This is a genomic window from Paenarthrobacter sp. AMU7 (genome assembly GCF_041200195.1).
In the GTDB taxonomy this organism is placed as follows: Bacteria; Actinomycetota; Actinomycetes; order Actinomycetales; family Micrococcaceae; genus Arthrobacter.
The window spans coordinates 1,441,735-1,467,366 of the sequence record NZ_CP165735.1 but is presented as its reverse complement, the minus strand read 5'-3'; the positions used below and the strand labels follow the sequence as shown (position 1 = coordinate 1,467,366).

General features: G+C 62.6%; 24 protein-coding genes and 1 pseudogene. 7 read left to right on the top strand and 18 right to left on the bottom strand.

Going from position 1 to position 25,632, the window contains the following annotated elements; genetic code table 11:
* The 9 genes from ABQM86_RS06840 to ABQM86_RS06800 all read right to left on the bottom strand — a co-directional run bounded on the left by ABQM86_RS06840 (position 1) and on the right by ABQM86_RS06800 (position 10,104).
* Positions 1–1,290 (bottom strand): ABC transporter permease, encoded by a 1,290-nt coding sequence (locus tag ABQM86_RS06840; RefSeq protein WP_089594145.1) that lies wholly within the window; start codon positions 1,288–1,290, stop codon positions 1–3.
* On the bottom strand, positions 1,287–2,642 hold the full coding sequence (locus ABQM86_RS06835) for an ABC transporter permease (protein WP_369746250.1): 1,356 nt from the start codon (positions 2,640–2,642) through the stop codon (positions 1,287–1,289). The genes ABQM86_RS06840 and ABQM86_RS06835 overlap by 4 nt, the downstream gene beginning before the upstream one ends.
* Positions 2,635–4,152 (bottom strand): ABC transporter ATP-binding protein, encoded by a 1,518-nt coding sequence (locus ABQM86_RS06830; RefSeq protein WP_207596769.1) that lies wholly within the window; start codon positions 4,150–4,152, stop codon positions 2,635–2,637. The genes ABQM86_RS06835 and ABQM86_RS06830 overlap by 8 nt, the downstream gene beginning before the upstream one ends.
* A 134-nt stretch (positions 4,153–4,286) precedes the next feature.
* Positions 4,287–5,525 (bottom strand): BMP family protein, encoded by a 1,239-nt coding sequence (locus tag ABQM86_RS06825; RefSeq protein ID WP_207596768.1) that lies wholly within the window; start codon positions 5,523–5,525, stop codon positions 4,287–4,289.
* A 113-nt stretch (positions 5,526–5,638) separates the two neighbouring features.
* On the bottom strand, positions 5,639–6,652 hold the full coding sequence (locus tag ABQM86_RS06820) for an NADP-dependent oxidoreductase (RefSeq protein WP_369746249.1): 1,014 nt from the start codon (positions 6,650–6,652) through the stop codon (positions 5,639–5,641).
* Positions 6,649–7,080, bottom strand: a complete 432-nt coding sequence (locus ABQM86_RS06815; RefSeq protein ID WP_207596766.1) for an organic hydroperoxide resistance protein — start codon at positions 7,078–7,080, stop codon at positions 6,649–6,651. Before ABQM86_RS06815 ends, ABQM86_RS06820 begins: the two co-directional genes overlap by 4 nt.
* Before the next feature lie 53 nt (positions 7,081–7,133).
* Positions 7,134–7,568, bottom strand: a complete 435-nt coding sequence (locus tag ABQM86_RS06810; protein WP_369746248.1) for a MarR family winged helix-turn-helix transcriptional regulator — start codon at positions 7,566–7,568, stop codon at positions 7,134–7,136.
* A 122-nt stretch (positions 7,569–7,690) separates the two neighbouring features.
* A complete protein-coding gene (locus ABQM86_RS06805) occupies positions 7,691–8,896 on the bottom strand; it encodes an amidohydrolase (RefSeq protein ID WP_024820064.1) in 1,206 nt (401 codons plus the stop codon).
* A 110-nt stretch (positions 8,897–9,006) separates the two neighbouring features.
* Complete coding sequence (locus ABQM86_RS06800) at positions 9,007–10,104, bottom strand: mannose-1-phosphate guanylyltransferase (RefSeq protein ID WP_369746642.1); 1,098 nt, start codon at positions 10,102–10,104, stop codon at positions 9,007–9,009.
* 289 nt (positions 10,105–10,393) lie between these two features.
* Between ABQM86_RS06800 and sdhC the strand changes: the two genes are divergently transcribed.
* From sdhC to ABQM86_RS06775, 5 genes are all read left to right on the top strand, one after another.
* Positions 10,394–10,774 carry a succinate dehydrogenase, cytochrome b556 subunit gene (gene sdhC / locus ABQM86_RS06795; protein ID WP_089594138.1) on the top strand — a complete coding sequence of 127 codons (381 nt, stop codon included), beginning with the start codon at positions 10,394–10,396 and terminating at the stop codon, positions 10,772–10,774.
* A 3-nt stretch (positions 10,775–10,777) separates the two neighbouring features.
* Positions 10,778–11,239: a succinate dehydrogenase hydrophobic membrane anchor subunit gene (locus ABQM86_RS06790; RefSeq protein WP_017197835.1), complete on the top strand. Its 462-nt coding sequence runs from the start codon at positions 10,778–10,780 to the stop codon at positions 11,237–11,239.
* A 97-nt stretch (positions 11,240–11,336) separates the two neighbouring features.
* The gene (gene sdhA, locus ABQM86_RS06785; protein WP_207596763.1) at positions 11,337–13,136 is read left to right on the top strand and encodes a succinate dehydrogenase flavoprotein subunit; all 1,800 of its coding nucleotides are present in this window, start codon (positions 11,337–11,339) and stop codon (positions 13,134–13,136) included.
* Positions 13,136–13,918: a succinate dehydrogenase iron-sulfur subunit gene (locus tag ABQM86_RS06780; protein WP_026542862.1), complete on the top strand. Its 783-nt coding sequence runs from the start codon at positions 13,136–13,138 to the stop codon at positions 13,916–13,918. Before sdhA ends, ABQM86_RS06780 begins: the two co-directional genes overlap by 1 nt.
* Before the next feature lie 143 nt (positions 13,919–14,061).
* Positions 14,062–14,829, top strand: coding sequence for a carboxylesterase (locus ABQM86_RS06775; RefSeq protein WP_089594135.1), 768 nt, complete (start codon positions 14,062–14,064; stop codon positions 14,827–14,829).
* 97 nt (positions 14,830–14,926) lie between these two features.
* Here the strand turns inward: ABQM86_RS06775 and ABQM86_RS06770 are convergent, their stop codons facing one another.
* On the bottom strand, positions 14,927–16,228 hold the full coding sequence (locus ABQM86_RS06770; protein ID WP_280627431.1) for a sugar ABC transporter substrate-binding protein: 1,302 nt from the start codon (positions 16,226–16,228) through the stop codon (positions 14,927–14,929).
* Positions 16,229–16,339: 111 nt separating this feature from the next.
* Here ABQM86_RS06770 and ABQM86_RS06765 point away from each other — a divergent pair, with 111 nt between their 5' ends.
* Positions 16,340–17,260 carry a glycoside hydrolase family 43 protein gene (locus ABQM86_RS06765; protein ID WP_280627430.1) on the top strand — a complete coding sequence of 307 codons (921 nt, stop codon included), beginning with the start codon at positions 16,340–16,342 and terminating at the stop codon, positions 17,258–17,260.
* Entirely contained in the window at positions 17,257–19,470 is a 2,214-nt protein-coding gene (locus tag ABQM86_RS06760; RefSeq protein ID WP_369746246.1) for a hypothetical protein, read from the top strand. Before ABQM86_RS06765 ends, ABQM86_RS06760 begins: the two co-directional genes overlap by 4 nt.
* 23 nt (positions 19,471–19,493) lie before the next feature.
* Here ABQM86_RS06760 and ABQM86_RS06755 read toward each other — a convergent pair whose 3' ends face one another.
* From ABQM86_RS06755 to ABQM86_RS06720, 8 genes and pseudogenes are all read right to left on the bottom strand, one after another.
* Complete coding sequence (locus ABQM86_RS06755) at positions 19,494–19,646, bottom strand: glycine zipper domain-containing protein (protein WP_280627428.1); 153 nt, start codon at positions 19,644–19,646, stop codon at positions 19,494–19,496.
* A gap of 24 nt (positions 19,647–19,670) precedes the next feature.
* Positions 19,671–20,756, bottom strand: coding sequence for a YihY/virulence factor BrkB family protein (locus tag ABQM86_RS06750; RefSeq protein WP_369746245.1), 1,086 nt, complete (start codon positions 20,754–20,756; stop codon positions 19,671–19,673).
* The gene (locus ABQM86_RS06745) at positions 20,683–21,360 is read right to left on the bottom strand and encodes a 2'-5' RNA ligase family protein (RefSeq protein WP_207596758.1); all 678 of its coding nucleotides are present in this window, start codon (positions 21,358–21,360) and stop codon (positions 20,683–20,685) included. Before ABQM86_RS06745 ends, ABQM86_RS06750 begins: the two co-directional genes overlap by 74 nt.
* A 4-nt stretch (positions 21,361–21,364) precedes the next feature.
* The gene (trpS, locus tag ABQM86_RS06740) at positions 21,365–22,486 is read right to left on the bottom strand and encodes a tryptophan--tRNA ligase (protein ID WP_207596757.1); all 1,122 of its coding nucleotides are present in this window, start codon (positions 22,484–22,486) and stop codon (positions 21,365–21,367) included.
* 20 nt (positions 22,487–22,506) lie between these two features.
* Positions 22,507–23,340 carry an exodeoxyribonuclease III gene (locus tag ABQM86_RS06735; RefSeq protein ID WP_207596756.1) on the bottom strand — a complete coding sequence of 278 codons (834 nt, stop codon included), beginning with the start codon at positions 23,338–23,340 and terminating at the stop codon, positions 22,507–22,509.
* A gap of 10 nt (positions 23,341–23,350) precedes the next feature.
* Positions 23,351–23,917, bottom strand: coding sequence for a hypothetical protein (locus ABQM86_RS06730; protein ID WP_207596755.1), 567 nt, complete (start codon positions 23,915–23,917; stop codon positions 23,351–23,353).
* 67 nt (positions 23,918–23,984) lie between these two features.
* Positions 23,985–24,817: pseudogene (locus tag ABQM86_RS06725) on the bottom strand (ABC transporter permease).
* A complete protein-coding gene (locus ABQM86_RS06720) occupies positions 24,814–25,632 on the bottom strand; it encodes an ABC transporter permease (protein ID WP_369746641.1) in 819 nt (272 codons plus the stop codon). Before ABQM86_RS06720 ends, ABQM86_RS06725 begins: the two are co-directional and overlap by 4 nt.

The following is a 25,632-nucleotide window of genomic DNA, read 5'->3' as shown; positions in this document are numbered from 1 at the left end:
TCAACCCTTCACGTACGGTATGCCGCTTGCGGCCGGTGGCCGCGACTTACCCACCAAACCGGCGACGGCGAAGATGGTCACCAAGTACGGCAGCATGGCCATGAACTGGCTGGGCACCGGTGTACCGATGATGCCCAGGATGGATTGCAGGTTGTACGCGAAGCCGAACAGCAGCGATGCCAGGAACGCGCCGATCGGGTTCCACCGGCCAAAGATCAAGGCTGCCAAGGCGATGAAGCCTCGGCCGCCGGAGATGTCCTTGGTGAAGGAATCGATGGTCACCAGGGTGAAGACTGCGCCACCGATACCTGCGATGGCACCACCCAGGGTGACGTTCCAGAAGCGGGTGGCGTTGACATTGATACCCAGGGTGTCGGCAGCCTGCGGGTGCTCGCCGACGGCGCGGACCCGCAGGCCCCACCGGGTCTTGAACAGGCCGAACCACACCACGGCCACGGCAATGTACATGAGGTAGCCCGCAATGGACTGCTCAAACAGGATGGGCCCGATGATGGGGATGTCCGAGAGCAGCGGGATCGGCAGGATGTCCAGGCGCCCCGGGGTGTTGAACTGCTCCTTGTTGGGGACCATCAGCGTGCCGTAAAGGAAGCCGGTGAGGCCGGAGACCAGCACGTTGAGGACAACGCCCACAATGATCTGGTTGACCAGGTATTTGATGCTGAAGACCGCCAGGACCATGGAGACTGCGGCACCGGCAGCAGCCGCCGCGATCAGGCCGATATAGGGGCTGCCCGTCATGGTGGCTACCAGCGCGGCGGTGAAGGCGCCGCCCAGGAGTTGTCCCTCAATGGCGATGTTCACCACGCCCACGCGCTCACACAACACCCCTGACAATGAACCGAAGACCAGAGGTACGGCCAGTGTTACCGACCCCGCTACGAGGCCTGCCAGCGAAATGGACGGCTGCCGTGCGCCGGCCACGATCCAGACGAGCAACGCGAACACGAATACCACGGCAAAGGCAATGGGCAGCCACTTGGGTGAACGCTCCCCCTGCGTCCAGAGGTAGATGGAGTAGGCGGCCATAGCCAGCAGCAGGATGCCGAAGACCACCCCGCCCACCTGCCCCGGAATCATGAGCGCCGGGACGGCGACGGCGTCACCGGCGTCGCTGATCTTCATCTCGGCTGTCTGGTCCGGACCCAGGAAGCCGAAGAAGACCAAGGCTATGAGGGCAAGGATGCCGAGCGAGAGCGGGACTTTCATGGAAGGCCGGAACGCCGGCAGGGCCGTTGAACCCGACTTCGGAGCGGTGGTTGTCGCGCTCATTTGGCACCTCCGGAGGCGTTGACGAGGGCAGCCTTGGGAGCCGCTTTAGGTGTCTTGTTCTTCTTCTTGGGTTCAAGCCGGAAAATCGACCGGATGAGTGGAGGTGCCGCGATGAAGAGCACGATCAAGGACTGCACCACCAGCACGATGTCGATGGGCGTTCCCGTCTGGATCTGCATCTGCACTGCCCCTGCGCGGAAGGCTCCGAACAGCAGGCCGGCGAAGAACGTCCCCCACGGCGTGCTGCGTCCCAGCAGGGCAACCGTGATGGCGTCGAAGCCGATCTGGGCAGCGACGCCGCCGGTCAGCACCTTTTCCGTACCGGCAACCTGGGCAATACCGCCGAAAGCGGCGAGGGCACCGGCCATGGCCATCACCAGGATGGTGGCGCGGGATACCTTGACGCCGGCGGTCCGTGCAGCGATGGGGTTGGCGCCGACAGCACGGAATTCGAAGCCGATGGTGGACCGGTTCAACAGCCACCACACGCCGAAGGTCAGCGCTATGGCCACCAGGAATCCCACGTGGAGACGGGAGCCGGGGATGAGGACGGGATAGGTTGCCGATTCGTCCAGGCGTGGCGAGATGGGGCTGTTGTCCCCCGGACGCCGGAACGCAGCAGTGTTCAGCAGGAAGTCCAGCAGGAACAAGGCCACGTAGTTCAGCATGATGGTGACGATCACCTCGTGTGCACCGGTCCGTGCTTTGAGGATGCCAACGATGGCACCCCAAAGTGCACCACCCAGGACCCCAATGATGATGACCACCAGCAGGTGCAGGCCGAACGGCAAGTGCCAGGCGAACCCTGCGTAGGCAGCCAGCGTGGCGCTGATGATGATCTGTCCCTGTGCGCCGATGTTGAACAGGCCGGCGCGGAAGGCCAAGGCAACACCAAGGCCTGCACAGATCAGCGGGGTTGCCACCGTCATGGTTTCAAGCAGCGGCTGCAGTCCCTGCCGGGGGTTGAAGATCGACCCCTGGAAAAGGGCAACATAGCTCTCGGTCATGGCAGACCACAACGCGCTGAGGAAGTCCGTGGGCCGGGCGAACAAGTAGCCTGCGGTTTTGGCAACCTGGGCGTCCGTGCTGGCAATCAGCAGGCCACCCAGGAACAGTGCCACGATGACGGCCAGGACGGACACGAAGCCGTTGCCCATCACGATGCGGCGCATAAGGCTGCCCTGCTGAGCTCCGGAATCGCCGCTTTGGGAAGACACCGGAACGATGGATGGTTCCAGCATGCCTCCCGCGGTATCAAGTGAGACATCTGCCGCACGGAGGTCCGCTGTGGACTGGTCCTCAGCGGGCAGGGCGGGTGTTGGTTCGCTCTTGGACTGATCCTTCTCAGTCATCAGAGCCTCCTTCCGGGCCGACGCCGGCCATCATCAAGCCAAGGGTGTCGCGGGGCGTTCCGGCGGGGACGATGCCCACGAGCTTGCCCTTGTAGAGCACGGCAATCCGGTCCGCGAGTTCGATGACCTCATCAAGTTCAGTGGAAACGATCATGACCGGCGTACCGACGTCGCGTTCGGCAACGATGCGCTTGTGCAGGAACTCGATGGAGCCGACATCCACGCCACGGGTCGGCTGGCTCGCGATGAACAACCGCAAGGGCCTGGACAGCTCCCGCGCCATGACCACTTTCTGCTGGTTGCCGCCGGACAGTGTTCCAGCGGCCGACCCCGCAGAGGGAGTCCGGATATCGAATTCTTCGATCTTGGCCTTGGCATGTTCAGCAACCTTGGCCGGCTTCATGCTGATGCCGCTGGCAAAAGGTGCTTGGTCATACAGGTCAAGCACCAGGTTTTCGGCGACCGAGAAAGGTCCAACCAGTCCATCCACAGTGCGGTCCTCTGGAACAAAGCCGACGCCCGAACGCAGCACTTCCTTGACCGGAAGGCCCAGCAGTTGCTTGCCGTCCAGGGTCACCGAACCTGTGACGTGCTCCTGCACGCCCAGGATGGCTTCGGTCAGTTCCGTTTGGCCATTGCCTTGGACACCCGCGACGGCGAGGATCTCACCTTGGGCGATGTCGAAGCTGATCCCGTCCACCACGTTGGTGCCGTTGGCAGCGCGGACCGTCAGGTTTTCCACCACGAATGTGGTTTCCTTCGGCTGCGCGGGTGCCTTGTCCAGGCTCAGGCTGACAGGGCGGCCCACCATCATGGATGCCAGTTCGGTGGCGGAGGCCGTGGGAGGCGCATCCCCCACTACTTTGCCGCGGCGAATGACGGTGATGACGTCGGAGACAGCCTTCACCTCACGCAGCTTGTGCGAGATGAAGACGATGGACGTGCCACCGGCTTTGAGCTGCCGCATGATGTCCAGAAGTTCATCGGTTTCCTGCGGCGTCAGCACTGCGGTGGGCTCGTCCAGGATGAGGACCTTGGCTTCGCGGACCAGTGCCTTGATGATCTCGACACGTTGCTGGACGCCCACGGGCAGGTCCTCCACCAAGGCGTCGGGATCCACGTCAAAGCCGTATTTATCGGAGATTTCCCGGATCTTCTTCCGGGTTTCGTCCATGCTGAGCACACCGCCGAACGAGGTCGGCTCCGCACCGAGGGCCACGTTTTCCGCCACCGTGAAGACGGGGACCAGCATGAAGTGCTGGTGCACCATGCCGATGCCGGCCGCCATGGCATCACCGGGGCCGCGGAAACTGACCGGCTGGTCATTGACCAGGATCTGGCCGGCTGTGGGCTCGTACAGCCCGTACAGCACGTTCATAAGGGTTGATTTTCCGGCACCGTTTTCGCCGAGAAGGCAATGGATCTGGCCGGATTCGACCACGAGGTCGATGTCTTGGTTGGCGTAGAAGGTCCCGAAGGCTTTCGAGATCCCCTTCAATTCGAGTTTCACAACTCCCACCGTTCTGTGAGTCCGAGGGACGGCTGTACTGCTCCAAAGCCACTGGCTTTGAGCCCAGCGTAGTCAGGGCAAAAACGCGCCGCCAGTACCGGGGCTCGGTACTGGCGGCGCGTCCAGGAATTGATTTACTTCTTGGGGCTCGCTGCCGATTCGACAACCAGCTTGCCGGAGACGATGTCAGCCTTCAGGGCATCGAGCTCGGACTTGGTTTCAGCGGTGACAGCGGAGTCAAGATCGTGGAACGGAGCGATGGCAACGCCATCGTTCTCCAAGGTGCCGACGTAGGCTGCGTTGTTGAACTTGCCTTCCGTGTCATCCTTCACCACGGCTTCAACAGCTTCGCCCATCTGCTTGACCACGGAGGTCAGCATGAGGTCCTTGTACTCAGGAGCGGTGAGGTAGCCATCGGAGTCAACCCAGATGAGCTTGACGTCCTTGCCGGCTGCCTTGGCTTCCTTCAGCGCAGCGCCTGCGCCCTTACCAACAGGTCCGGCGACTGGCATGATGATGTCCGCGCCCTGGTCCAGCAGGTTGATGGTGACCTGCTTGCCCGTGTCCTGCTTCTCGAAGTCACCCGTGAACGAACCGTCCTGGGTGGTCTTGTCCCAGCCAACAACCTGGACGGTCTTGTTCTTGGCCTTGTTGTAGGCCTGGACGCCGTCGTAGAAGCCGTCCATGAAGATGGTGACCGTGGGGATCTTGATGCCGCCGAAGGTACCTACCTTGCCGGTCTTGGAGGTGGCCGCAGCCGCGTATCCGGCCAGGTATGCCGCCTGCGCCGTGTCGTAGACGATCGGCTTGACGTTGGCGATCGGAGTCTCGTACGTGTAGTCGACGATCGCGAAGTGCTTGTCGGTGTTCTTCTCGGCGGCGGCCTTGGTGGCATCGCCCAGGAGGAATCCAACGGTCACCGTGAGGTTGCAGCCGGCGGAGATCATGCCGTTGAGGTTGGTTTCGAAGTCGCTGTTGGCCTTCGATTCGGCCGACTTCACCGTGATGCCCAAATCCGTCTCTGCCTTCTTGAGGCCTTCGAACGAGGACTGGTTGAAGGACTGGTCATCGAATCCGCCGGAGTCGGACACGATGCATCCAACAAAGTCGCTCTTGGTAGCGGTGCCGGATCCGGCGTCGGGGGCCTGTCCGCAGCCGGTCAGCAGGAGCGCTGCTGCGCCGACTGTGGCAACACCGGCCATTGAACCGCGCTTCAGGGTGGCACGCAGTGGTTTCTTCAATTTTCCTCCAGGAAGAAAGTGTTTGGCGCTACGACGGATGGTCAATGAGTGTCCGTTTCCTATACCTGAGGCAGAAATTCTGTTTTCACTGATGCTCGCAGCTGCGCCGAAGCGCATTGATGAAACCCACACTAGTGGCCTGGAACACACCCAGCTACCACAATTGATCACTCCAGGTCAGATTGTTGACCTTTTGTTACCAAGCAGTAGCTGGGTGCGCAAGTCACACGCGATTCACCTGTGGATCAGAGGCGGACAAGCATCTTTCCGGTGTTGGCGCCATCCAGGAGGTCGATGAAGGCCTGTGGTGCATTTTCCAAGCCGTCGACGATCGTTTCGTCATAGCTGACGCTGCCGTCGGCGAGCCAGCCGGCCATCTTCTGCGCGAATTCAGCGGCGTGCTGCCGTTGTCCACCCACCAGGAATCCGCGCAGTGTCAGCTGCTTGCCGATCGCCACGGCCAGGTTCCTTGGCGCCATCGGGGGCTCGGTGGAGTTGTACTGCGCAATGGCTCCACACATGGCAACCCGGCCACCGACGGTGAGGGTGGCCAACGCGGCTTCCAAGTGCTCCCCGCCGACGTTGTCGAAGTACACATCGATGCCGCGCTCCCCCGCAGCTGCCTTCAGCTGCTCCAGCACGGGCGCATCGTTGTAGTTGAAGGCAGCATCAAATCCAAGCTCCAGCAGCCGGGCTACCTTCTCCGGCGATCCTGCACTGCCGATGACCTTGGAGGCGCCCATGGCCTTGGCGATCTGGCCCACCATTGAGCCGACTGCACCTGCCGCGCCGGAGACGAACACCACGTCGCCTTCCTCGAACTCTGCCACCTTGAGCAGTCCGGCATAGGCAGTCAGGCCGGTCATGCCCAGGGCGCCAAGGAACGCGGAGGTTGGGGCCAGTCCCGACGGAACCGGAGTGGTTGCCGCGGCGTCGACTACGGCGTGCTCACGCCAGCCGAGTTGATGCACGACGACGTCACCCACCTTGTGCGCGTCGGACCGGGACGCGATGACCTCACCTACCGCACCGCCGTCGAGCGCTGCATCGAGGCGGAACGGCGCCGAGTAGGACTTGACGTCGTTCATGCGGCCACGCATGTAGGGATCCACTGACATGAACTGGTTCTTCACCAGGAGCTGTCCCTCGGCGAGCTCGGGGAGCTGCGCTGTTGCCAGCCGGAAATTCTCTGGAACCGGACGGCCCACCGGGCGGGAAGCAAGCTGGATTTCGCGGGTTTCGGTAGCGGCGACGCTCATGCTGCGAACTCCACGAGCTTGAGGTCTACGGCCATGTTGCCGCGGGTGGCGTTGGAGTACGGGCAGATCTGGTGCGCCTTGACCATCAACTCTTCAGCGGTGGTGCGGTCCAGGGCAGGCAGCGCGATCTCGAGTTCTGCAGCCAGGCCGTAGCCTTCGCTGTCAGTCAGTGCACCGAAGTGGATCTTGGCGGCGACGGCGGAATCACTGAGGTCAACACGTTCCTTGCGGCCCACCAGGCGCAGCGCGGAGTGGAAGCAGGCTGCGTAGCCGGCGGCGAAAAGCTGCTCGGGGTTGGTGCCTTCACCGTTGCCACCGAGTTCCACGGGGCTGGCGAGTGCTACATCCAGTTTGCCGTCATTGGTGCGGGCGTTGCCGTCGCGGCCTTCGCCGGAGGCCAGTGCCTCGGCAGTGTAGAGAGTCTTCATGGTGTTTCCGTTTCTCTTCGGGAATGGACGTCTCGGGATTTTCCGGGAGTTTGTCAGAGTGAGCCGTTGAGGGCTTTCGTGAGCTTGCCGAGGGTGGCGTGGAGTTGTTCGATCTCACCGGCAGAAAGTCCGGCGGCGTCCGCGAGGCGCTGGGGCACAGCCTGGGCACGATCGCTCAAGGCGGTCCCGGCGTCGGTCAAGATCACGTCCACGCGGCGCTCGTCCTCGGCGGAGCGGCGGCGTGCCACCAACCCCAGGCCCTCAAGGCGCTTCAGGAGCGGCGACAATGTGCCTGAATCAAGTCCCAGTTCGGCGCCGAGGTCGCGAACACTCCGCGGCTCCTGCTCCCACAGCACCAGCATCACCAGGTACTGCGGGTACGTCAGGCCAAGGTCCTCCAGCACGGGGCGGTAGACCGCCGTCGCGGCTTTGGACGCCGAATACAGCGCAAAGCAGACCTGGTGGCGGAGGCGGGGTGCATCACTCATGGATAAAACGATAGTGCACAATTCAATTGTGCACAACTTATCTGCCCCGACCGCACCCAACTGAGCCGCAGTTGGGCGCGTTTTGAGCGGTCAAAACGCGCTTGACTGCGGCTTGGTTGGGTCTACTGCTCGAGGTCGCGGATGGTGCGCAGGGCGGCGGCGGTCAGGACGCGGATGGCGTAGCCCAGGGCACGCTCATCCACGATGAAGTCACCACGGTGGAGATCGTATTCTTCGCCGCCGGGGGTGTGCGTGCCCAAGCGCATCATGGCACCTGGGAGGTCTGCCAGGAACCAGGCAAAGTCCTCGCCTCCCATGGACTGAGGCGTGAGCACCACAGCGTTTTCACCCAGCTCAGCGCGGGCGGAAGCTTCGATGAGGGCGGTCTCGTGCTCGGAGTTGACCACAGGCGGCACGCCACGGGTGTGTTCGAGGTGGACGTCCACGCCGTACGGCGCAGCAACTTGCCGGACGACGTCGTCCAGCAGCTCCCCCGCGCTGTGCCAGGCATCGCGGTCGAGGCAACGCATGGTGCCGGCCATGTAACCGGAGCCGGGGATGGCATTGGGGGCAGAGCCTGCGGAGATCTGGCCCCAGACAACGGACACGCCACTGCGGACGTCCACCCGGCGGGAAAGGACGGCCGGAACATTGACCGCTATTTGGGCCAGCGCGAACACAAGGTCCTCGGTCAGGTGTGGCCTGGACGTGTGGCCGCCCCGGCCGGAAAGCTCAATCTTGATGGTGTCCGAGGCAGAGGTAATCGCCCCGATGCGGGTGCCGATCTGGCCCACGTTGATCCGGGGATCGCAGTGCAGCGCAAGGATGCGCGGCACACCCTCAAGGACTCCCTGCTCAATGCAGGACAGCGCCCCACCCGGCATGGTTTCCTCGGCCGGCTGGAAGATGATCCGGACTGTGCCGCCCAGAGGATTGTTCTTGTGCATCCGCTGCAGCGTCAAGGCAATGCCGAGCATGGCAGTGGTGTGGACGTCGTGCCCGCAAGCATGGGTAACGCCATGGTTCTTCGAAGCGAAGGGCAGGCCGGTCTCCTCGATGATCGGCAGTGCGTCGATGTCGCCACGGAGGGCGGTGGCAATGGGACCCTCGCCCACGTCAACCGTCAGCCCGGTCTCCTCCAGCCGCCGCGGCTTCAGTCCTGCCGCTTCGAGCCGCTCCACGAGTTTGTCCGTAGTGCGGAATTCCTTGAAGGAGAGTTCGGGGTGCGCATGGAGGTCACGCCGGAATTCGATGAGTCCGGGCAGCAGTTCATCAACCCAAGGACTCACAACGGGAGCGGGCTCGGTTTCAGTCGTGTAATTGCGCACGTCACAACTCTAGCCATCCGCGGCACGCAAAGAACGAAAGCCACCTCTTGGTTACGCTGCGTTCAGGCGCAGGACAACCAAAGAGGTGGCTCACGGTATAAGGAGCTGCGTTACAGCACGTCCGTATCGCCGCTGGCTTTGAGGGCGTCAACGGTCCCCTTGACCAATTGCGCGTGTTCCTTGGTGGTGACCAGGAGCGCGTCCGGGGTGTCCACGATGACCACGTCCTTGATGCCGATCAGGGCGATGACGCGCTTGGTGTCGGAGACCACCACGCCGCTGGCATTCTCCGCGAACACACGGGCGCCTTCACCGAGCACGGTCACCTCGTCCACATCGCCGGCATTGTTGAGGCGGCCGATCGCAGCGAAGTCGCCAACGTCGTCCCAACGGAAAGTGCCAGGCACGACGGCGACATCGCCGGCTGCCGCTGCGGGCTCGGCCACGGCATAGTCGATCGCGATCTTGGGCAACGTGGGCCACACCCGCGCGGTGACTTCGGCGCGCTGGGGAGTGTCCCAGGCCTCTGCGATTTCCTGGAGGCCCTTGAACAGTTCGGGCTGGTTGGCTTCAAGGTGCTTCAGCATGAGCGCCACGGGAGCAACGAACATGCCCGCGTTCCAGACGTAGTCCCCTGCTTCTACATATTTATTGGCGACTTCCTGGCTTGGCTTCTCCACGAACTCAGCCACCGCCAGCGCGTTCGGTGCGCCTTCCACGTTGAGGGCAGCGCCGGAACGGATGTAGCCAAAACCGGTGGAGGGGTGCGTGGGCTTAATGCCGATGGTGACGATCTTGCCCATGGCGGCCGTGTAGATGGCCTCGCGCACCGTTTCCTGGAAAAGATGGTCCGGGCTGATGACCTGGTCCGCTGCGAAGGAGCCCATGATGGTGTCCGGGTCGCGGCGGTACAGGATGGCAGCGGCCAGTCCAATCGCAGCACCGGAGTCCTTGGGCTCGCTCTCGAGCACCAGTTCGTCGTCCCCGATTTCAGGGAGCTGGCGGCAAACAGCGGCACGGTGGGCCTCGCCTGTCACTACGAGCACCCTTTCACCGGCCAGCGGCTCCAGGCGGTCATAGGTGGCCCTCAACAACGTACTGCCGGAACCGGTCAGGTCGTGGAGGAACTTGGGCGCAGCGGCCCGCGAGAGCGGCCACAACCGGGTCCCCACACCGCCGGCCGGAATAACCGCATGGAAGCGGTTCATGGGCGATTCCGGGTATTTCGCGTCTTCTGTACTCACCGCAACACTTTATCCGACGCAAGCGCGAAGCCCCGCAGTACGCCACGCATGTGGCGTTCGTCTCAGGGACTGGGCAAAATCGCCTGAATACTGGCAGGAAACATGGAATTAACAAGGAGAGAAGCCCGTCCTAAATTGAATATGCTGTGAGCGAAGCCTAGATTTAGGCGTGAGCTACGAGTGCTCTCGCAGCAGGCGTTCCCCCCGCGTGGATCCCATGCCAGCGCCGCTGTGTTGCAGGAAGGTTTAATCAGTGCCGACAAAACCAGCTGGCACCTTGTACCGCGGCCGTGAAGGCATGTGGTCCTGGGTTGGACATCGTATTACCGGTGTAGTGATCTTTTTCTTCTTGTTGGTCCATGTGTTGGACACCTCATTGGTGCGCGTGTCCCCTGAGGCCTACACGGCCGTCATTGGTGCTTACAAGAACCCCCTCATGGCCCTGGGGGAAACGGGCCTGGTCGCTGCGATCATTTTCCACGCCTTCAACGGCCTGCGCGTGATTGCCATCGACTTCTGGAAGAAGGGCGCCAAGTACCAGCGCCAGATGCTGTGGATCGTGCTTGCGCTGTGGCTGGTCACGTTCGCCGGCTTCGCCATCCGCCACCTTTCCCTCGCGCTGGGAGGCCACTAAGCCATGACAACCATCGAATCCCCGCGCAGCGGAAAAATCGCCCCGAAGTACAACCGCACCGGCTCCAGCCGCGGCAACTTCGAGATGATCGCCTGGCTCTTCATGCGCCTTTCCGGCATCGTCCTGGTGGTGCTGATCTTCGGCCACCTCTTCGTGAACCTGCTGGTAGGCGAAGGCATCCACGCGATCGACTTCGGCTTTGTTGCCGGCAAGTGGGCAGATCCGTTCTGGCAGTTCTGGGACCTCGCCATGCTGTGGCTTGCCATGCTGCACGGAACCAACGGCGTCCGCACCATCATCAACGACTACGCCGAGAAGGATTCCACGCGCTTCTGGCTCAAGATGGTCCTCTACGCGGCCACCCTGGTCATCATCATCCTGGGCACGCTGGTGATCTTCACCTTCAACCCGTGCCCTGTTGTTGACGGCGTTCAGCTTCCTGGCGGATTCTGCCCGGCCCCGTAGCAGCGTTTCCGGTGGCTCTGCGGAGTGAACCGGTTCGCCTGACGTAGCGGAGCAGCCTCCGCAGACCATCTGAATTTTGAAAGAGAGAGCATCTGGTATGCAGGTCCATAAGTACGACGTCGTTATTGTCGGTGCAGGTGGCGCCGGCATGCGCGCCGCGATCGAGTCCGGTCAGCGCGCACGCACAGCGGTACTGACCAAGCTCTACCCCACCCGTTCGCACACCGGTGCAGCCCAGGGTGGAATGTGTGCAGCACTGGCCAACGTCGAAGAAGACAACTGGGAATGGCACACCTTTGACACCATCAAGGGTGGCGACTACCTGGTTGACCAGGACGCAGCCGAGGTCATGGCGAAGGAAGCCATTGACGCCGTGCTGGACCTGGAAAAGATGGGCCTGCCGTTCAACCGCACGCCCGAAGGCCGCATTGACCAGCGCCGTTTCGGTGGCCACACCCGTGACCACGGCAAGGCTCCCGTCCGCCGTGCTTGTTATGCAGCCGACCGTACGGGCCACATGATCCTGCAGACGCTGTACCAAAACTGCGTCAAGCACAACGTTGAGTTCTACAACGAGTACTACGTTCTGGACCTGCTGATCGTCGAAGAAGACGCAGTGCGCGAAGACGGTACCCCGTACAAGCAGAAGCGCGTTGCCGGCGTGGTCTCCTACGATCTCGCTTCCGGCGAACTTCACGTCTTCCAGGCCAAGTCCGTGGTGTTCGCCTCGGGCGGCGCCGGCAAGGTCTTCAAGACCACGTCCAACGCCCACACCCTCACGGGTGACGGCATGGGCATTGCCTTCCGCCGCGGCATCCCCCTGGAAGACATGGAGTTCTTCCAGTTCCACCCGACCGGCCTCGCCGGCCTGGGCATCCTCCTCACCGAGGGTGCACGTGGTGAAGGTGCCATCCTGCGCAACTCAGAGGGTGAGCGCTTCATGGAGCGCTACGCCCCCACCATCAAGGACCTCGCACCCCGTGACATCGTGGCCCGTGCCATGGCGAACGAAGTGCGCGAAGGCCGCGGTTGCGGCCCTAACAAGGACTATGTCCTCCTGGACCTGACCCACCTTGAGCCGGCTCACATCGAAGCCAAGCTTCCGGACATCACGGAGTTCGCCCGCACCTACCTTGGTGTGGAACCGTTCACCGATCCGGTTCCCGTGTTCCCCACGGCGCACTACGCCATGGGTGGCATCCCCACCAACATCACCACGGAAGTGCTCCAGGACAACGACACGATCGTCCCGGGCCTTTACGCCGCCGGTGAAGTTGCTTGTGTGTCCGTGCACGGCTCCAACCGCCTCGGCACCAACTCGCTCCTGGACATCAACGTGTTCGGCAAGCGCGCGGGCATCGCTGCTGCGGAGTACGCCAAGACGGCCGACTACGTCGAGCTGCCCGAGGACCCCGAGGCAATGACCCGCGGCATCCTGGACGGCCTGCTCACCGGCAACGGCACCGAGCGTGTTGCGCAGATCCGCAAGGAACTGCAGGACACCATGGACGCCAACATGCAGGTGTTCCGTACCAAGGAATCCCTGGAACAGGTCCTTCGCGACATCGCTTCCTTCGAGGAGCGGTACAAGCACGTCACCGTTCAGGACAAGGGCAAGCGCTTCAACCTTGACCTCCTGGAAGCCGTGGAACTGGGCTTCCTCCTGGACATGGCCAAGGTCATGACTGTTGGTGCACTGCACCGTGAAGAGTCCCGCGGCGGCCACTACCGCGAAGACTTCCCGGACCGCAATGACGAGAAGTTCATGAAGCACTCCATGGCCTACCTGGACACCTCCGTCACCGTCGACTCCTCGGCGGAATCCGTCGCGGGCATCCGTCTTGAGACGAAGCCCGTTATCTTCACCCGTTACGAGCCGATGGAGCGTAAGTACTAATGACGACCGAAATGGCAGAGCCCGCTTCCAAGATCGAGCTCCCGGCAAGTGTTGCCGGCGACGGTGAAATCCCCACGTTCCACATCACGCTCCGCGTGCGCCGCTACGATCCCGAAATTTCGGACGAGGCACGCTGGGATGACTACAAGCTGACCATGTATGGCACGGACCGCGTGTTGGATGCCCTCCACAAGGTCAAGTGGGAGATCGACGGCAGCGTTTCCTTCCGCCGCTCCTGCGCCCACGGTGTCTGTGGTTCAGACGCCATGCGCATCAACGGCCGCAACCGCCTCGCCTGCAAGACGCTGCTGAAGGACCTGGACACCACCAAGCCCATCACCGTCGAGCCGATCAAGGGCCTCCCCGTGGAGAAGGACCTGATCGTGGATATGGAACCCTTCTTCCAGTCCTTCCGCGAAGTCATGCCGTTCCTTATCAACAAGGGCCACGAGCCCACCAAGGAACGCCTGCAGTCCGTTGAGGACCGTGAGCGCTTTGATGACACCACCAAGTGCATCCTGTGCGCCGCTTGCACCTCATCCTGCCCGGTCTTCTGGACCGACGGCCAGTACTTTGGTCCGGCAGCGATCGTCAACGCGCACCGCTTCATCTTCGATTCCCGTGATGATGCCGGCGACATGCGCCTTGAGATCCTCAACGACAAAGAAGGCGTGTGGCGCTGCCGCACCACCTTCAACTGCTCGGAAGCCTGCCCCCGTGGCATCCAGGTGACCCAGGCAATCGCAGAGGTCAAGCAGGCCATCCTGTCCCGCAAGATCTAGTTCGCGTTTCGTACAAGAACAACCACGACGACGGCGCCACTCACCACTGCTGGTGGGGGGCGCCGTCGTCGTTAACCAAGTGTCGAAGCCAGCCGCCGCCGGATCCGTCACGGAAAACGCCACCGCAATGCAAGGAGATCAGCGTGTCACGCTCTGAAAAGATCAGCTTCACGGGAAGTACCGGCGACACCCTGGCCGGCATCGTGGACGTCCCGGAAGGGCCCGTCCGCGGCTGGGGCTTGTACTCACACGGACTGACCCTCGGCAAGGACAGCCCCGCCGCTTCCCGCATCTGCAAGGGATTGGCTGAGCAGGGCGTCGGCATGCTGCGTTTCGACAACCTGGGTTTGGGCGGTTCTGCCGGTGAATGGTCAGCGGGATCGTTCAGCGTGAAGGTGGCCGACACCATCCTGGCCGCGGAGTTCATGAGGGAGCAGGGCCGGGGAATCTCCTTGCTGGTGGGCCACTCCTTCGGCGGTGCAGCCGTGTTGGCCGCAGCCCGCGACGTCCCTGGCCTGAACGCCGTGGTGACCGTTGCCGCACCGTACGAGCCCAAGCACGTCGAGCACATGTTCGACACGGAGATTGAGGACATCCTGCGCGACGGCAGCGCCGTGGTTGACCTCGGCGGACGTCCCATGGAGGTACGCCGCCACTTTGTGGAGGACGTGGAACGCGCCGACTTGCGCGACTGCATCCGCACCCTTCACAAGCCGCTGATGGTGATGCACTCCCCCACCGACAACACCGTGGGGATCGACAACGCCAGCGAGATCTTCCGTACGGCCCGGCACCCCCGGAGTTTCATCTCCCTGGAGGGCAGCGAGCATCTCCTTACCGGAAAGGGCCAGGCCGCACGGGTTGCGCGCATCATCGGAGCGTGGGCGGACCCCTACCTGGAAGTCAGCTAGGTCCGCGACGCCGGCTGAGGGCCCAGCCGCCCATGTAGGTAACAGCAAACGCTCCACTGACGCCTCAGTAGAGCATTTGCTGTCACCTAGTTGGGTACTACTTGCCGATGGCCGCTTTACTCTCGCTCAGCCACTGCTCTGCTGCCTTCTTCGGGCTCAACCGCTTGAAGAGGACTTCGGTGTTGATGCGGGCCGTGATCTCGGAGACCGCCGTGGAACCGGTGGGACCGATGAACGTTGGCGCGAAGTCCATCTTGCCGATCTGGTCGATATAGGCGGCTTCCACTTTTCCCTGGGGCGTCAGGAGGTCCTGGATGGCCGTGCGCATGCCGGAGTTGCTGGGCACCCCGCGGTCGCTCTGGATGATTTTTGCTGCGGCCTCATTGTTCACCAGGAAACTGACCAGCTTGGCGGCAGCATCCGCGTGCTTGCTCCGGGCTGAAATGGTGTAGAACTGCGAAGACTGGAGCCAGATCCCGGGTGTGGGCGTCTCGCCAGGCAGTTTAAGCAGTTTCAAGTCTGCACCGGAGGCCTTGCTGAGGGCAGTCAGTGAGTTGGTCCAGGTCAACATCATGCCGGCCTGGCCCATGCCCATGAGTGTCTGCTCGGTGCTGACGTTGAGCTTCTCCACCGTCTCCGAGGCGCTGGGAGCGGCGCCTGATTCACTGAGTTTCACCGAGAAATCGAAATAATCCCGCACGGTGTCCTTGTCCAGACCCAACTGGCCGTCCTGGGTATAGAGGGACTTCCCGCGCTGTCGGGCGAAGGCATCCAGCGAGTCATGCGTCAGGACGGTAGCGGTGCCGTAGGTCCCCTTGGGACTCTTGGCTGTGATGTCCTCTGCCGTCTTGGCGAAATCGTCCCAGGACCATTTGCTGTCATCCGGCAAGGCAACACCCGCAGCCTGGAACACGGCAGGGTTGACGACGATGGCCAGGGCGTTGGCACCGGTGGAGACGCCGTACTGCTTGCCCTGGACCTGCCCATTTTCCAGTGCTCCCTGGTCCATCTTGGACAGATCCAGCGAACCCTCCACCTTGGACAGATCCAGGAGGGCGCCACGGTTGGCGTACTCGGCCGGGTAGGCGCCACCCATGGTGATGACGTCAGGGGCATCGTTGGCTGCAACTTGGGTGGCCAGCTTGTCGAAGTAGCCGCCGATGTCCCCGTATTCCGGCTTGACCTTGATATTGGGGTTGGCCGCCTCGAATTCCTTGATGGCCTTGTTGGTGAGGTCGGCCCGGGTGGCGTTGCCCCACCACGAGAACCTGATCTCCACTGGCCCATCTTCCGGCTGGTTGGAGGAGGGGCTGGAGCAGGCCGCAGTGAGGCCCAGCATGCTGACGGCTGCTACGAAAGCGATGGACTTACGGAGATGTCGGAGAGATTTACGCGTCATTGGGTAAGCTTCTTTCAGGCTCAAGAAAACGGTTCCTGAAACGTATCAAGGCGGTGTATATTCGTCAATAGTTTGGAATATGAACTATTTGGATCCGTCAAGGAGGACGCAGTGGACCTACGATTGAACCAGATCCAGATCCGGGACCCCTTCGTGCTGACCCAGCCCACGTCCGGCGATTATCTCCTGTTCGGCAGCACGGACAAAAACATCTGGTCAGGACAGGCCACTGGATTCGACTGTTATCGAAGCAGCGACCTGCTCACCTGGCAGGGCCCCCTTGAGGCGTTCAGGCCGCCGCGCGGATTTTGGAGCCAGGAGCAGTACTGGGCCCCCGAAGTCCATGAGTACCAAGGGCGCTTCTTCATGTTCGCCACCTTCATTGCGCCCGGGCGCCTCCGCGGAACGCAGATACTGGCAGCAGACAAGCCCGAGGGTCCCTACGAACCATGGAGCGACGGTCCGGTCACGCCCGGAAATTGGCAATGCTTGGACGGCACGCTCCATGTGGACGACGACGGAACGCCGTGGTTGGTCTTCTGCCATGAATGGAAGCAGGTACACGACGGCGCCATGATGGCCCAGCGCCTCGACCCGGACCTGCGCAGCGCCAAGGGCGTGCCGGTGTTCCTTTTCAGCGCATCGGAGGCTCCTTGGTCCCGCGCCCTTGATGTCCCATCCGTCCGGGACCGCGGGTTTCCTGTGTATGTCACCGATGGTCCGTTCCTCTTCCGGCTTTCAAGCGGAAAACTCATCATGCTGTGGTCCAGCTTCGGTGACAACGGTTACGCCATGGGGATTGCCCGCAGCGAATCAGGGACAGTGCTGGGCCCCTGGAAGCAAGAGCCCGATCCTCTCTGGAGCGCAGATGGCGGCCATGGAATGATTGGCCGCCACCTGGACGGAAGCCTGTTCCTGACGTTGCACCAGCCAAACGAAACTCCCTACGAACGGGCAGCGTTCTTCCCGCTCCTTGAACTTGAGGACACCGTGACGCTCGCCGGCGTCATCCCTTCAGAAAGGCTGACATGAACCCGCCACACCCCGCTATTGATCGCAAGGCACTGGTCCGGCGGCACAACGTCCGGCAGCAGCAACTGGATCCTCGCAGCCCCGTCTCCGTCGGCAACGGCGAGTTCGCCTTCACCGTGGACCTCACCGGGCTGCAGTCATTACCCACCGACTACCCCGTGGGCGCACGTGACGACCTGCCACCCGGGACACTCCTGGGAACGCAAGCGCAGTGGGGCTGGCACTCCGTTCCACCACCCCACCCCTACCACCTCGCTGGATCCACCGTCCTTTACGATTCGCCCCGCGGCCCAGTCCCTTACGTGGACATGGTGGGTGACATCGTGAACGATCGTGAAACCGACACCTCCGTGGCGGAAACGTGGCTCAGGTCGAACGCGCACCGGCTGGACTTGGGGCGCATCGGCTTTCGCTGGCTGCACGATGGCACCGAGCGTCCGTTGAATGCAGCGGACATCACTGACACGGAACAAACACTGGACCTCTGGACAGGAGCCATCACCAGCCTGTTCACAGTGGCAGGTCACCGGGTGAAAGTGACGACGGCGTGCCACCCGGACCGGGATGAGCTCGGCTTCCGTGTGGAGTCCACTGCGCTTGGTGGCGGATTGTTTGTCGGCGTCGGCTTCCCCTACGGGTCCGAGGCCTGGCATGACGCCGCGGACTGGGATCGACCGGATGCCCACACCACCACGCTCAGTGGACCGTCACCAGTGGGAAACAACGGATCCACAGCATGGACCGCCCAGCGCGAACTGGACGATTCCCGCTACGAGGTGGTGATCACTGGTCAGAGCCTGGCCGTGGTACAGGCCGGTCAGCATGATCTCCGCATCGCCCCGGCGTCGCCTGGAACACCGGGCAGCGATACGGTGCTGGACTTCTCCGTGGCGTTCGTGTCGGCCGGGGATGGCGACTGTATCGCGAGGGGCAACAACAGGCCAGCCAACCACGCCCACCAGCCGGAGGGCCCTGCGGAGGCGCGGACCGGCGTCGCACTTTCACCGGCACGTTCAATCTTCGAAGCATCCGCCGCCTACTGGCCTGAGTTCTGGTCCTCGGGCGGGGCGATCGAGCTCGATGCCACCGATGATCCGCGCGCCAAGGAATTGGAACGCCGGATTGTGTTGTCCCAATACCTCACGGCGATTAATTGCGCGGGTTCCTTGCCGCCGCAGGAAACGGGGCTCGTGTGCAACTCGTGGCGTGGCCGCTTCCATCTGGAGATGCACTGGTGGCATGCGGCCCACTTTGCGTACTGGAACCGTGTGGAGCTGCTCCTGCCGTCGTTGCGGTGGTACTCCACGGTGTTGGAGACTTCACGGCAGACGGCCAAAGCGCAAGGATTCGACGGCGTTCGCTGGCCCAAGCAGGTGGGGCCGGACGGTCGGGAGAGCCCCAGTCCGATCGGCACATTCCTCATTTGGCAGCAGCCGCACCCCATCCACCTGGCCGAACTGGTGTATCGGGCCAACCCCAGCTGCGACGTCCTGAAAGAGTTCGCGGAGATCGTCTTTGAGACAGCTGCTTTCATGGCCGGCTTTGCCCACCCCACCTCGCGGGGATTCGAGCTGGGGCCACCCCTGATCCCGGCGCAGGAAAGCTACGGGTCCATCCGGTCCAAGGTCACCAACCCCACCTTCGAGCTGGCCTACTGGCAGTGGGGCCTGCGCACGGCTTCAGCGTGGCGGGAGCGTCTGGGCCTGGAACCGGTGCCTGGATGGTCCGACGTGGCAGAGGGCATGGTCCCTCCGCGGGTGATCGGCGGCGTGTACGCAGCGATCGATAGTGAACCCTTCACCATCCGCACCGACCATCCGTCCATGCTGTGCGCCCTTGGAGTCCTCCCGCTGACCGACATCATTGATCCGGAGATCATGCGGGCAACACTCTCGGACGTGCTGGCCGACTGGGACTGGGACAGCACCTGGGGCTGGGATTACCCAGTGATGGCCATGACCGCAGCACGGCTTGAGGACCCGGAGGCCGCAGTGGATGCGCTCCTCCTCAGCGCAGGCAAGAACACGGTCCTGCCCAACGGGCACAACCGCCAGACGGACTCGTTGCCGCTCTACCTGCCAGGAAATGGTGGGCTGCTGGCCGCTGTCGCTCTCATGGCAGCTGGATGGGACAACGGTCCGGACCGCCACGCCCCCGGGTTTCCGGCCGACTGGACCGTGGCATGGGAAGGGCTGGTGCAAGCACCCTAGCCTCAGCTCAGGGGACACGCCCACTATCCCCGGCGAGGTCCCACTGCAGCCCCGACAAGTGCCCCCAGGCCCACCCCGATGAGGATGCCCAGGAAAGGGGACTTAAAGATCAGTTGCCCCACAATGAGACCAACGGCAGCCCCGAGGAGGCAGCCGATCCACAGTTGATTGTTCATGGCGCCTCCCGGGAGAAAGAACTGTCAGGTGCGGGGCGCCACGCGACGCGACCCAAGGACTTTCTTGCGCGGGGTCTCCCCCGACTCAGTATCGGCCTCACGAATGGCCGACCACGACGCCGAGACGAGGTACACCTGGCTCACCAGGTTGAACCAGATCAGCAGGCCGATGATGATGGCGAAGGACGCCAGAACGGGGTTGTTTCCTGACCGGGCCAGGAGTTCGGTGCTGAAAAGTTGAAGGACAGTGGTCCCTGTGCCGGCGAGCACCACCGCTTCAAGGAACGCGCGCCTCCCCAGCTTAAGGCCGGCGGCGATACGGAAGAGTACTGCCGCCGTCGCGCAGTTCAGCAGGAGGGGAACCACAATCTTGACGGTGGCGGCGATAGGTGCGGCCACTGCCTCGTCCAACTTCAGCAAACCGATGAACCAATCGGCGGCTGTCCCAAAAATCAGGGAGGCGCCTGCGCTGATGACCAGAAGGACTCCGAGGAGCAACAGGGTACCGGCGTCGATGAGCTTCTGGAGGACAGCATTACGCACCAACGGAGCGGCGTTCATGATCCCCCGGATGCCCTCCCGGATGCTTGCTATCCAGCCCAGGGAGATGAAGACAGTCACTAGTGCCGCGATCAGGGCTGTCCAGCCAAGTCCGGACGGGTTGAGCAACGACTGGGGATCCACCAGTCCTTCGCCGCCATCCACTTGAAGGAGCCCGGGGGCCGCCGCGGCCACGCTGTCGATGACGGCGTCCTGAAGCGCCGGGCTTCCCCCCAAAACGATTCCCGCCACTGCAAAGCCAGTGGTCAGCAGACCCGTCACGGAGAAGAACATGTTGAAGCCAATACCCGCACTCAACAGAGGCCCATGCTGGCGTGTGTAGTGCTGGAAAGAACGCAAGGCACGGTTGGTGTTCAGCCTGGCCATGAAGAGGGCAAAGAACGCTCCGGCCTTCTTCGGCAGGCCATCACCGGCGCGCTTGGACTGGCCCCATTCCTGCCTCTTGCGAAGCAGCTCAAGTTTGAGCTTGGCCAGCTCAGTTGGCAGCGGAGGAGCGTCCGCCTGCGTGGCGTGAATCCGTTTGCTGTTCTTCGTCAGTATCGCCGCCAAAGTCGAGCTCTTCCCGTAGCTGCCATATTCCATTGGTGTCGTGCTCGTAAAGTCCCATGCTAACCACAGGGAAGGTCGCCCGGTAATCTCTGAGGACCGTTTCGGCCTCATCCAGATTTTCCTGGGCGACGTCGTGGGCCACCGTGACGTGCGGGTGGTATGGGAACGGGAGCAACCGTTCCAGCGGCCCGGTTTGAAGTTTCTCGTGCAACTGCACGCACTCTTCAAAGCCCTCTTCAACGTTCACGAAGACCACCGGTGACACGGGCCGGAACGAACCCGTGCCGGAAATGGTGATGTGGAAGGGTTCCTGGGTCCGGGCCACTTCCCGTACATGCTCGCGGGTAGCGGCCCAGTCCTGAGTAGGTGTGGTGGTGATCAGTGTGATGTGGGCAGGAATGACCTCGGCCATCGGGTCACCGAAGGAGGCGCGCCATTCCTGGAGTTCGCGGGCGATCTCCGGTGGAAAGCCGAGGATGACACCAACACACATGGTGTCACCGTCGCCGCAGTCGGTGCCGGCAACACCCGTCTGGCGAGAGTCGTCCGGACCGACACCCTTGCGGGTGTCGGTCTTGACGTTGAGCTGGCCAGCGGAGCACATGGAGTTAGCGGACTCCCAGGTCGCGGTGGGCATCTCCGCGGTAGGGCAGGAAACCGACCTTGGAATAGACGTCCGCGAGAGTAGCTGACGCGATGTCGCGTGCCTTGTCTGCTCCGAGGGCCAGGAGCCGGTCGAGTTCAGCGGGATCGGCCAGGAGCTCGTTGGCCCGCTCCCGGATGGGTGCCAGGTGACCGGAGACGAGTTCAGCGAGGTCAACCTTGAGGTGCCCGTACATCTTGCCTTGGTAGTCAGCCACGATCTTCTCTACCGGTGTTCCGCTGATGGCCGAGTAGATGGTCAGCAGGTTTGAGACACCCGGCTTGTTCTCGCGGTCGTAACGGATCTCGGTTTCAGTGTCCGTGACGGCCGATTTGATGCGCTTGGCCACGGTCTTGGGATCATCCAGGAGGTTGATCAGTCCGGCGGGTGATTCCGCAGACTTGGACATCTTGGCGTTCGGGTTCTGAAGATCGTAGATCTTTGCCGATTCCTTCTGGATGAAGGCTTCGGGAACCTGGAACGTCTCCCCGAACCGGCTGTTGAAGCGGTTGGCGAGGTCACGGCTGAGCTCCACGTGCTGCCGCTGGTCTTCGCCCACCGGCACACCGTGCGGCTGGTAGAGGAGGATATCGGCAGCTTGCAGGATCGGGTACGTGAAAAGGCCAACGCTGGCGTGGTCCGACCCCTGCTTCTGCGCCTTGTCCTTGAACTGCGTCATGCGGGCAGCTTCGCCCATGCCGGTGATGCAGTTCAAGACCCACGCGAGTTGGGCGTGCTCAGGGACCTGGGACTGGACGAAGAGAGTGCACTTCTCCACGTCCACGCCGCCGGCGATGTACTGGGCGGCGGTGACTCGAGTGCGGTGGGCGAGCTCGGCCGGGTCCTGGGGCACGGTGATGGCGTGCAGGTCCGGGATGAAGTACACAGCGTCGTACTCGTCCTGCATCCGGACCCAGTTGACCAGTGCGCCGAGGTAGTTGCCCAGGTGCAAGGAGTCAGCGGAGGGCTGCATGCCGGACAAGACGCGATGCTTGGCGCCTACGGCTGGCTTGGTGGATGTCACAGCCCTGGGGTCGGCGGATGCATCAGCCGGTGCGCCGGTTTCAGTCGTGGTGGAACTAGTCATGGAGGAATACCTTAGGGAGCTTAGAGCCGGTAGTCGACTACCAGCGGTGCGTGGTCGGAGAAGCGGGTGTCCCACGAAGGCGCCCGGTCCACGACAGCCGAGAAAGCGGCTGCCGCGAGGCCCGGCGTAGCCAGGTGGTAGTCGATGCGCCAGCCAGTGTCAGTGTCAAAGGCTTTACCGCGCTGGGACCACCAGGTGTAGGGGCCGGCGACATTTCCTGCCAGGCCCCTGTGGACATCCCTCCATCCGATTTCTTCGCCGAGGAAGCGGTCAAAGTACGCGCGCTCCTCCGGGAGGAAGCCGGCACGCTTGACGTTGCCCTTCCAGTTCTTGATGTCCAACTCTGTGTGACCGACGTTGAGGTCGCCCACTACCAAAGCGTGGTCGCTGTGCTTGGCGAGCTCAGGCAGGCGCACCGTCATGGCGTCGAGGAAACGGAACTTGTCATCCTGCTTGGGGGTTCCCACTTCTCCGGAGTGCACGTAGGCGCTGACGACCGTGAGCGTGGTGGATTCGCCGGCACCGTTCTTGACGGTGTAATCGGCTTCAACCCAGCGTCCGGACGTGTCAAAGTAGTCATCGCCAATACCGACGCGGGTGGCAGTAGGTTCCTCGCGGGACGCGATGGCAACACCTGCGCGGCCCTTGGCCTCAGCTTCGGTGTGGAGGATGTGCCAGCCTTCGCCGATCAGCTTCCTGACGATGTCATCAGGTGCCCGGACTTCCTGGAGGCAGAGAATGTCAACCTCGCGGGGCTCCAGCCATTCCGCCATGCCGTTCTTGTAGGCAGCCCTCAGGCCGTTGACGTTAACTGACGCGATGCGAAGGAAGTCCTTCTTCAATGCCGTACTCACCCGGTCCACTCTAGTCGATGATGGTGCCGGCTACGGGCTCGTCCGAGCCGCCGGAGGACTTGATCATGTCGCGCGCATTGGTGGCCGTAATGGCGATGGTTTCCAGTGCGCGGTTGATGGTGTCCTGATCGGCGGCACCGCCCTTGGCCCGCTCCTCATCCACAACACGGACCTGCACTTGGACGATCTTGAAGGAGTGGTCCAGTTTGAGGTCGCGAACCTCATCTGACTTGCTGCGTTCGGCCACGACGCGCGTGCCGCCACTGTCAGCAGCGGACGACGACGGCGCGCGGCCGGCTGCGGCGTTAAAGGCATTTTGCGCTTCGGTCAGTTTTGCACCTGCCCGCTGCGCGGCCTTGCGGATGCTCAACACCACGAAAGCGGCCAGAGCCAACCAACCGAAGGCCACTACTGCGACAACCCAACCCACAACATCGTTCTGGTTTGCCGCGAAAATGACGGCCACCAGGAACGCGATGATGACGACGGTCATCCCCAGGCCGCCAATGCGGAAGCCCTTGAACATGCCTTTGCCGGCGGGGGACGTGGACGGGTGGGGGTCACCGAGAGATTGCATGGACCTATTCTCTCAAATCCACGAAGGTGCCTGTGCCAGCTTCCACGGACGGCGAACACCGGAGCTTTCACTTGAGGAACAGCTGGCGCAGCCTTCCTGTGGTCAGCATGATCCCGAGAGCGATCATCACCAGGTAGTAAGCCACGTGGATTGCGGTGGCCGGGCTGAACGAGCCCACACTGATCTGCCGCAGCAACTCCACGCCGTGCCACAGGGGCATGGCCTGGATGAACCATTGGATGACCTGCGGGTAGACGCTCAGCGGATAGAACGTGGCGCTGAACAGGAACATGGGCAGCAGGAAGAAGTTGATCCAGTCCATCTGCTGGAAAGTCTCATGAAGCTGGTGATGCCCATTCCGAAGCTCGCGAATCCGAAGGCGATCAGCACCGAGGCAGGAATGACCAGGATGGCCCACCAACTGGTGAGCAAACCCATGACGCCCATGACGGCGGTGAATCCAGTGGCGTAGAGCAGGCCCCGCAGGAGCGCCAGGAAGATCTCACCGATCGCGACATCCAGCGGTCCCAGGGAGGTGTAGAGCATCCCCTGGTACAGCTTGGCGAAGTTCATCTTGAAGAACACGTTCCACGTGGAGTCGTAGATCGCCCCGTTCATCGCCGAAACGGCCAGCAGCGCCGGTGCAATGTAGGCCGCGTAGCTGATCTCCTCGCCGCCAGGGCCTTGGACAGTGCCCACGATGGAGCCCATGCCCACGCCCATGGCCAGCAGGAACAGCACGGGCTCAAAGAACCCGGAGACCATGACCAGCCATGTGCTGGACTTGGCCGCCATCAATCCGCGGCCCACCACGGCTTTGGCATTGCGTGAATAAAGAGAGCCGAACTTCCGCTCCCGCGCACGATCCGTGGCACTGTGGCCACCTGTCAGGACACTCATGAGCCCATCCTTTTCACGAACTGGCGGCGGACGACCATCCAGCCAACTGCGGCCGTGGCCAGCAGGAAAACCACGTGGATGATGGTCAGCACAGGGCTTTGATCCATCCCGTAGGTGAATACGCGGCTCAGCTCAGTCCCGTGCCACACCGGTGAAATCCATCCGATCCAACGGACAGCGATCGGGAGGGAATCCAGGGGGAAGAACGTCCCCGAGAACAGGAACAGCGGCATCACAATGAAGCGTTGCACCAGCGCAAACTGCCCCTTGTCCTGTTTAATGCTGGCCGCATAAGCCATCAGCGGCAGGCCAAAGGACAGCGCCGCAACGGTAGCGACGAGGGCCGACACCCAGCCCCACGGACCCGGCGAAGCACCGAACAATGCCACCACCACGAAGTAGACCCCCGACTGCAGGAGGAACCTCAGGGTGCTGGCCATGATGTGTCCGCTGGCGATTTGCTCGGGAATCAACGGTGAGGCGTGTGGGCCATAAAAAACACGGCGCCACTTGAAGCCGTCCATGATGGGATAGGAGAACTCCCCGGAGGCAGTCATCACCGCAGCTGAGACCAACAACGCCGGAGCCACGAACTCCAAGTAGCTGACACCGCCGAACGTGGCTTCGCTGTTGGCGTCCACCAGGCTGGCCAAGCCAACGCCCATGGCAAAGAGGTACGCCACGGGTTGCCCCACGCTGTACAGGATCACGGACCAGCCGTAGTTGCGCATGACGCGAAGTACTTGCTCTGCGTAGAAAAAGGCGCCCCATCGCCGCGCCCGGGCAGCGGAAACCTCAGGCGAGTGGGCCCGCAA

Coding starts and splice junctions, on each gene's coding strand:
- ABQM86_RS06840 (WP_089594145.1), bottom strand. CDS start 1,290: ATGAGCGCGACAACCACCGCTCCGAAGTCGGGTTCAACGGCCCTGCCG.
- ABQM86_RS06835 (WP_369746250.1), bottom strand. CDS start 2,642: ATGACTGAGAAGGATCAGTCCAAGAGCGAACCAACACCCGCCCTGCCC.
- ABQM86_RS06820 (WP_369746249.1), bottom strand. CDS start 6,652: ATGAGCGTCGCCGCTACCGAAACCCGCGAAATCCAGCTTGCTTCCCGC.
- ABQM86_RS06815 (WP_207596766.1), bottom strand. CDS start 7,080: ATGAAGACTCTCTACACTGCCGAGGCACTGGCCTCCGGCGAAGGCCGC.
- ABQM86_RS06810 (WP_369746248.1), bottom strand. CDS start 7,568: ATGAGTGATGCACCCCGCCTCCGCCACCAGGTCTGCTTTGCGCTGTAT.
- ABQM86_RS06800 (WP_369746642.1), bottom strand. CDS start 10,104: ATGAACCGCTTCCATGCGGTTATTCCGGCCGGCGGTGTGGGGACCCGG.
- ABQM86_RS06790 (WP_017197835.1), top strand. CDS start 10,778: ATGACAACCATCGAATCCCCGCGCAGCGGAAAAATCGCCCCGAAGTAC.
- sdhA (WP_207596763.1), top strand. CDS start 11,337: ATGCAGGTCCATAAGTACGACGTCGTTATTGTCGGTGCAGGTGGCGCC.
- ABQM86_RS06780 (WP_026542862.1), top strand. CDS start 13,136: ATGACGACCGAAATGGCAGAGCCCGCTTCCAAGATCGAGCTCCCGGCA.
- ABQM86_RS06770 (WP_280627431.1), bottom strand. CDS start 16,228: ATGACGCGTAAATCTCTCCGACATCTCCGTAAGTCCATCGCTTTCGTA.
- ABQM86_RS06760 (WP_369746246.1), top strand. CDS start 17,257: ATGAACCCGCCACACCCCGCTATTGATCGCAAGGCACTGGTCCGGCGG.
- ABQM86_RS06755 (WP_280627428.1), bottom strand. CDS start 19,646: ATGAACAATCAACTGTGGATCGGCTGCCTCCTCGGGGCTGCCGTTGGT.
- ABQM86_RS06745 (WP_207596758.1), bottom strand. CDS start 21,360: ATGTGCTCCGCTGGCCAGCTCAACGTCAAGACCGACACCCGCAAGGGT.
- trpS (WP_207596757.1), bottom strand. CDS start 22,486: ATGACTAGTTCCACCACGACTGAAACCGGCGCACCGGCTGATGCATCC.
- ABQM86_RS06730 (WP_207596755.1), bottom strand. CDS start 23,917: ATGCAATCTCTCGGTGACCCCCACCCGTCCACGTCCCCCGCCGGCAAA.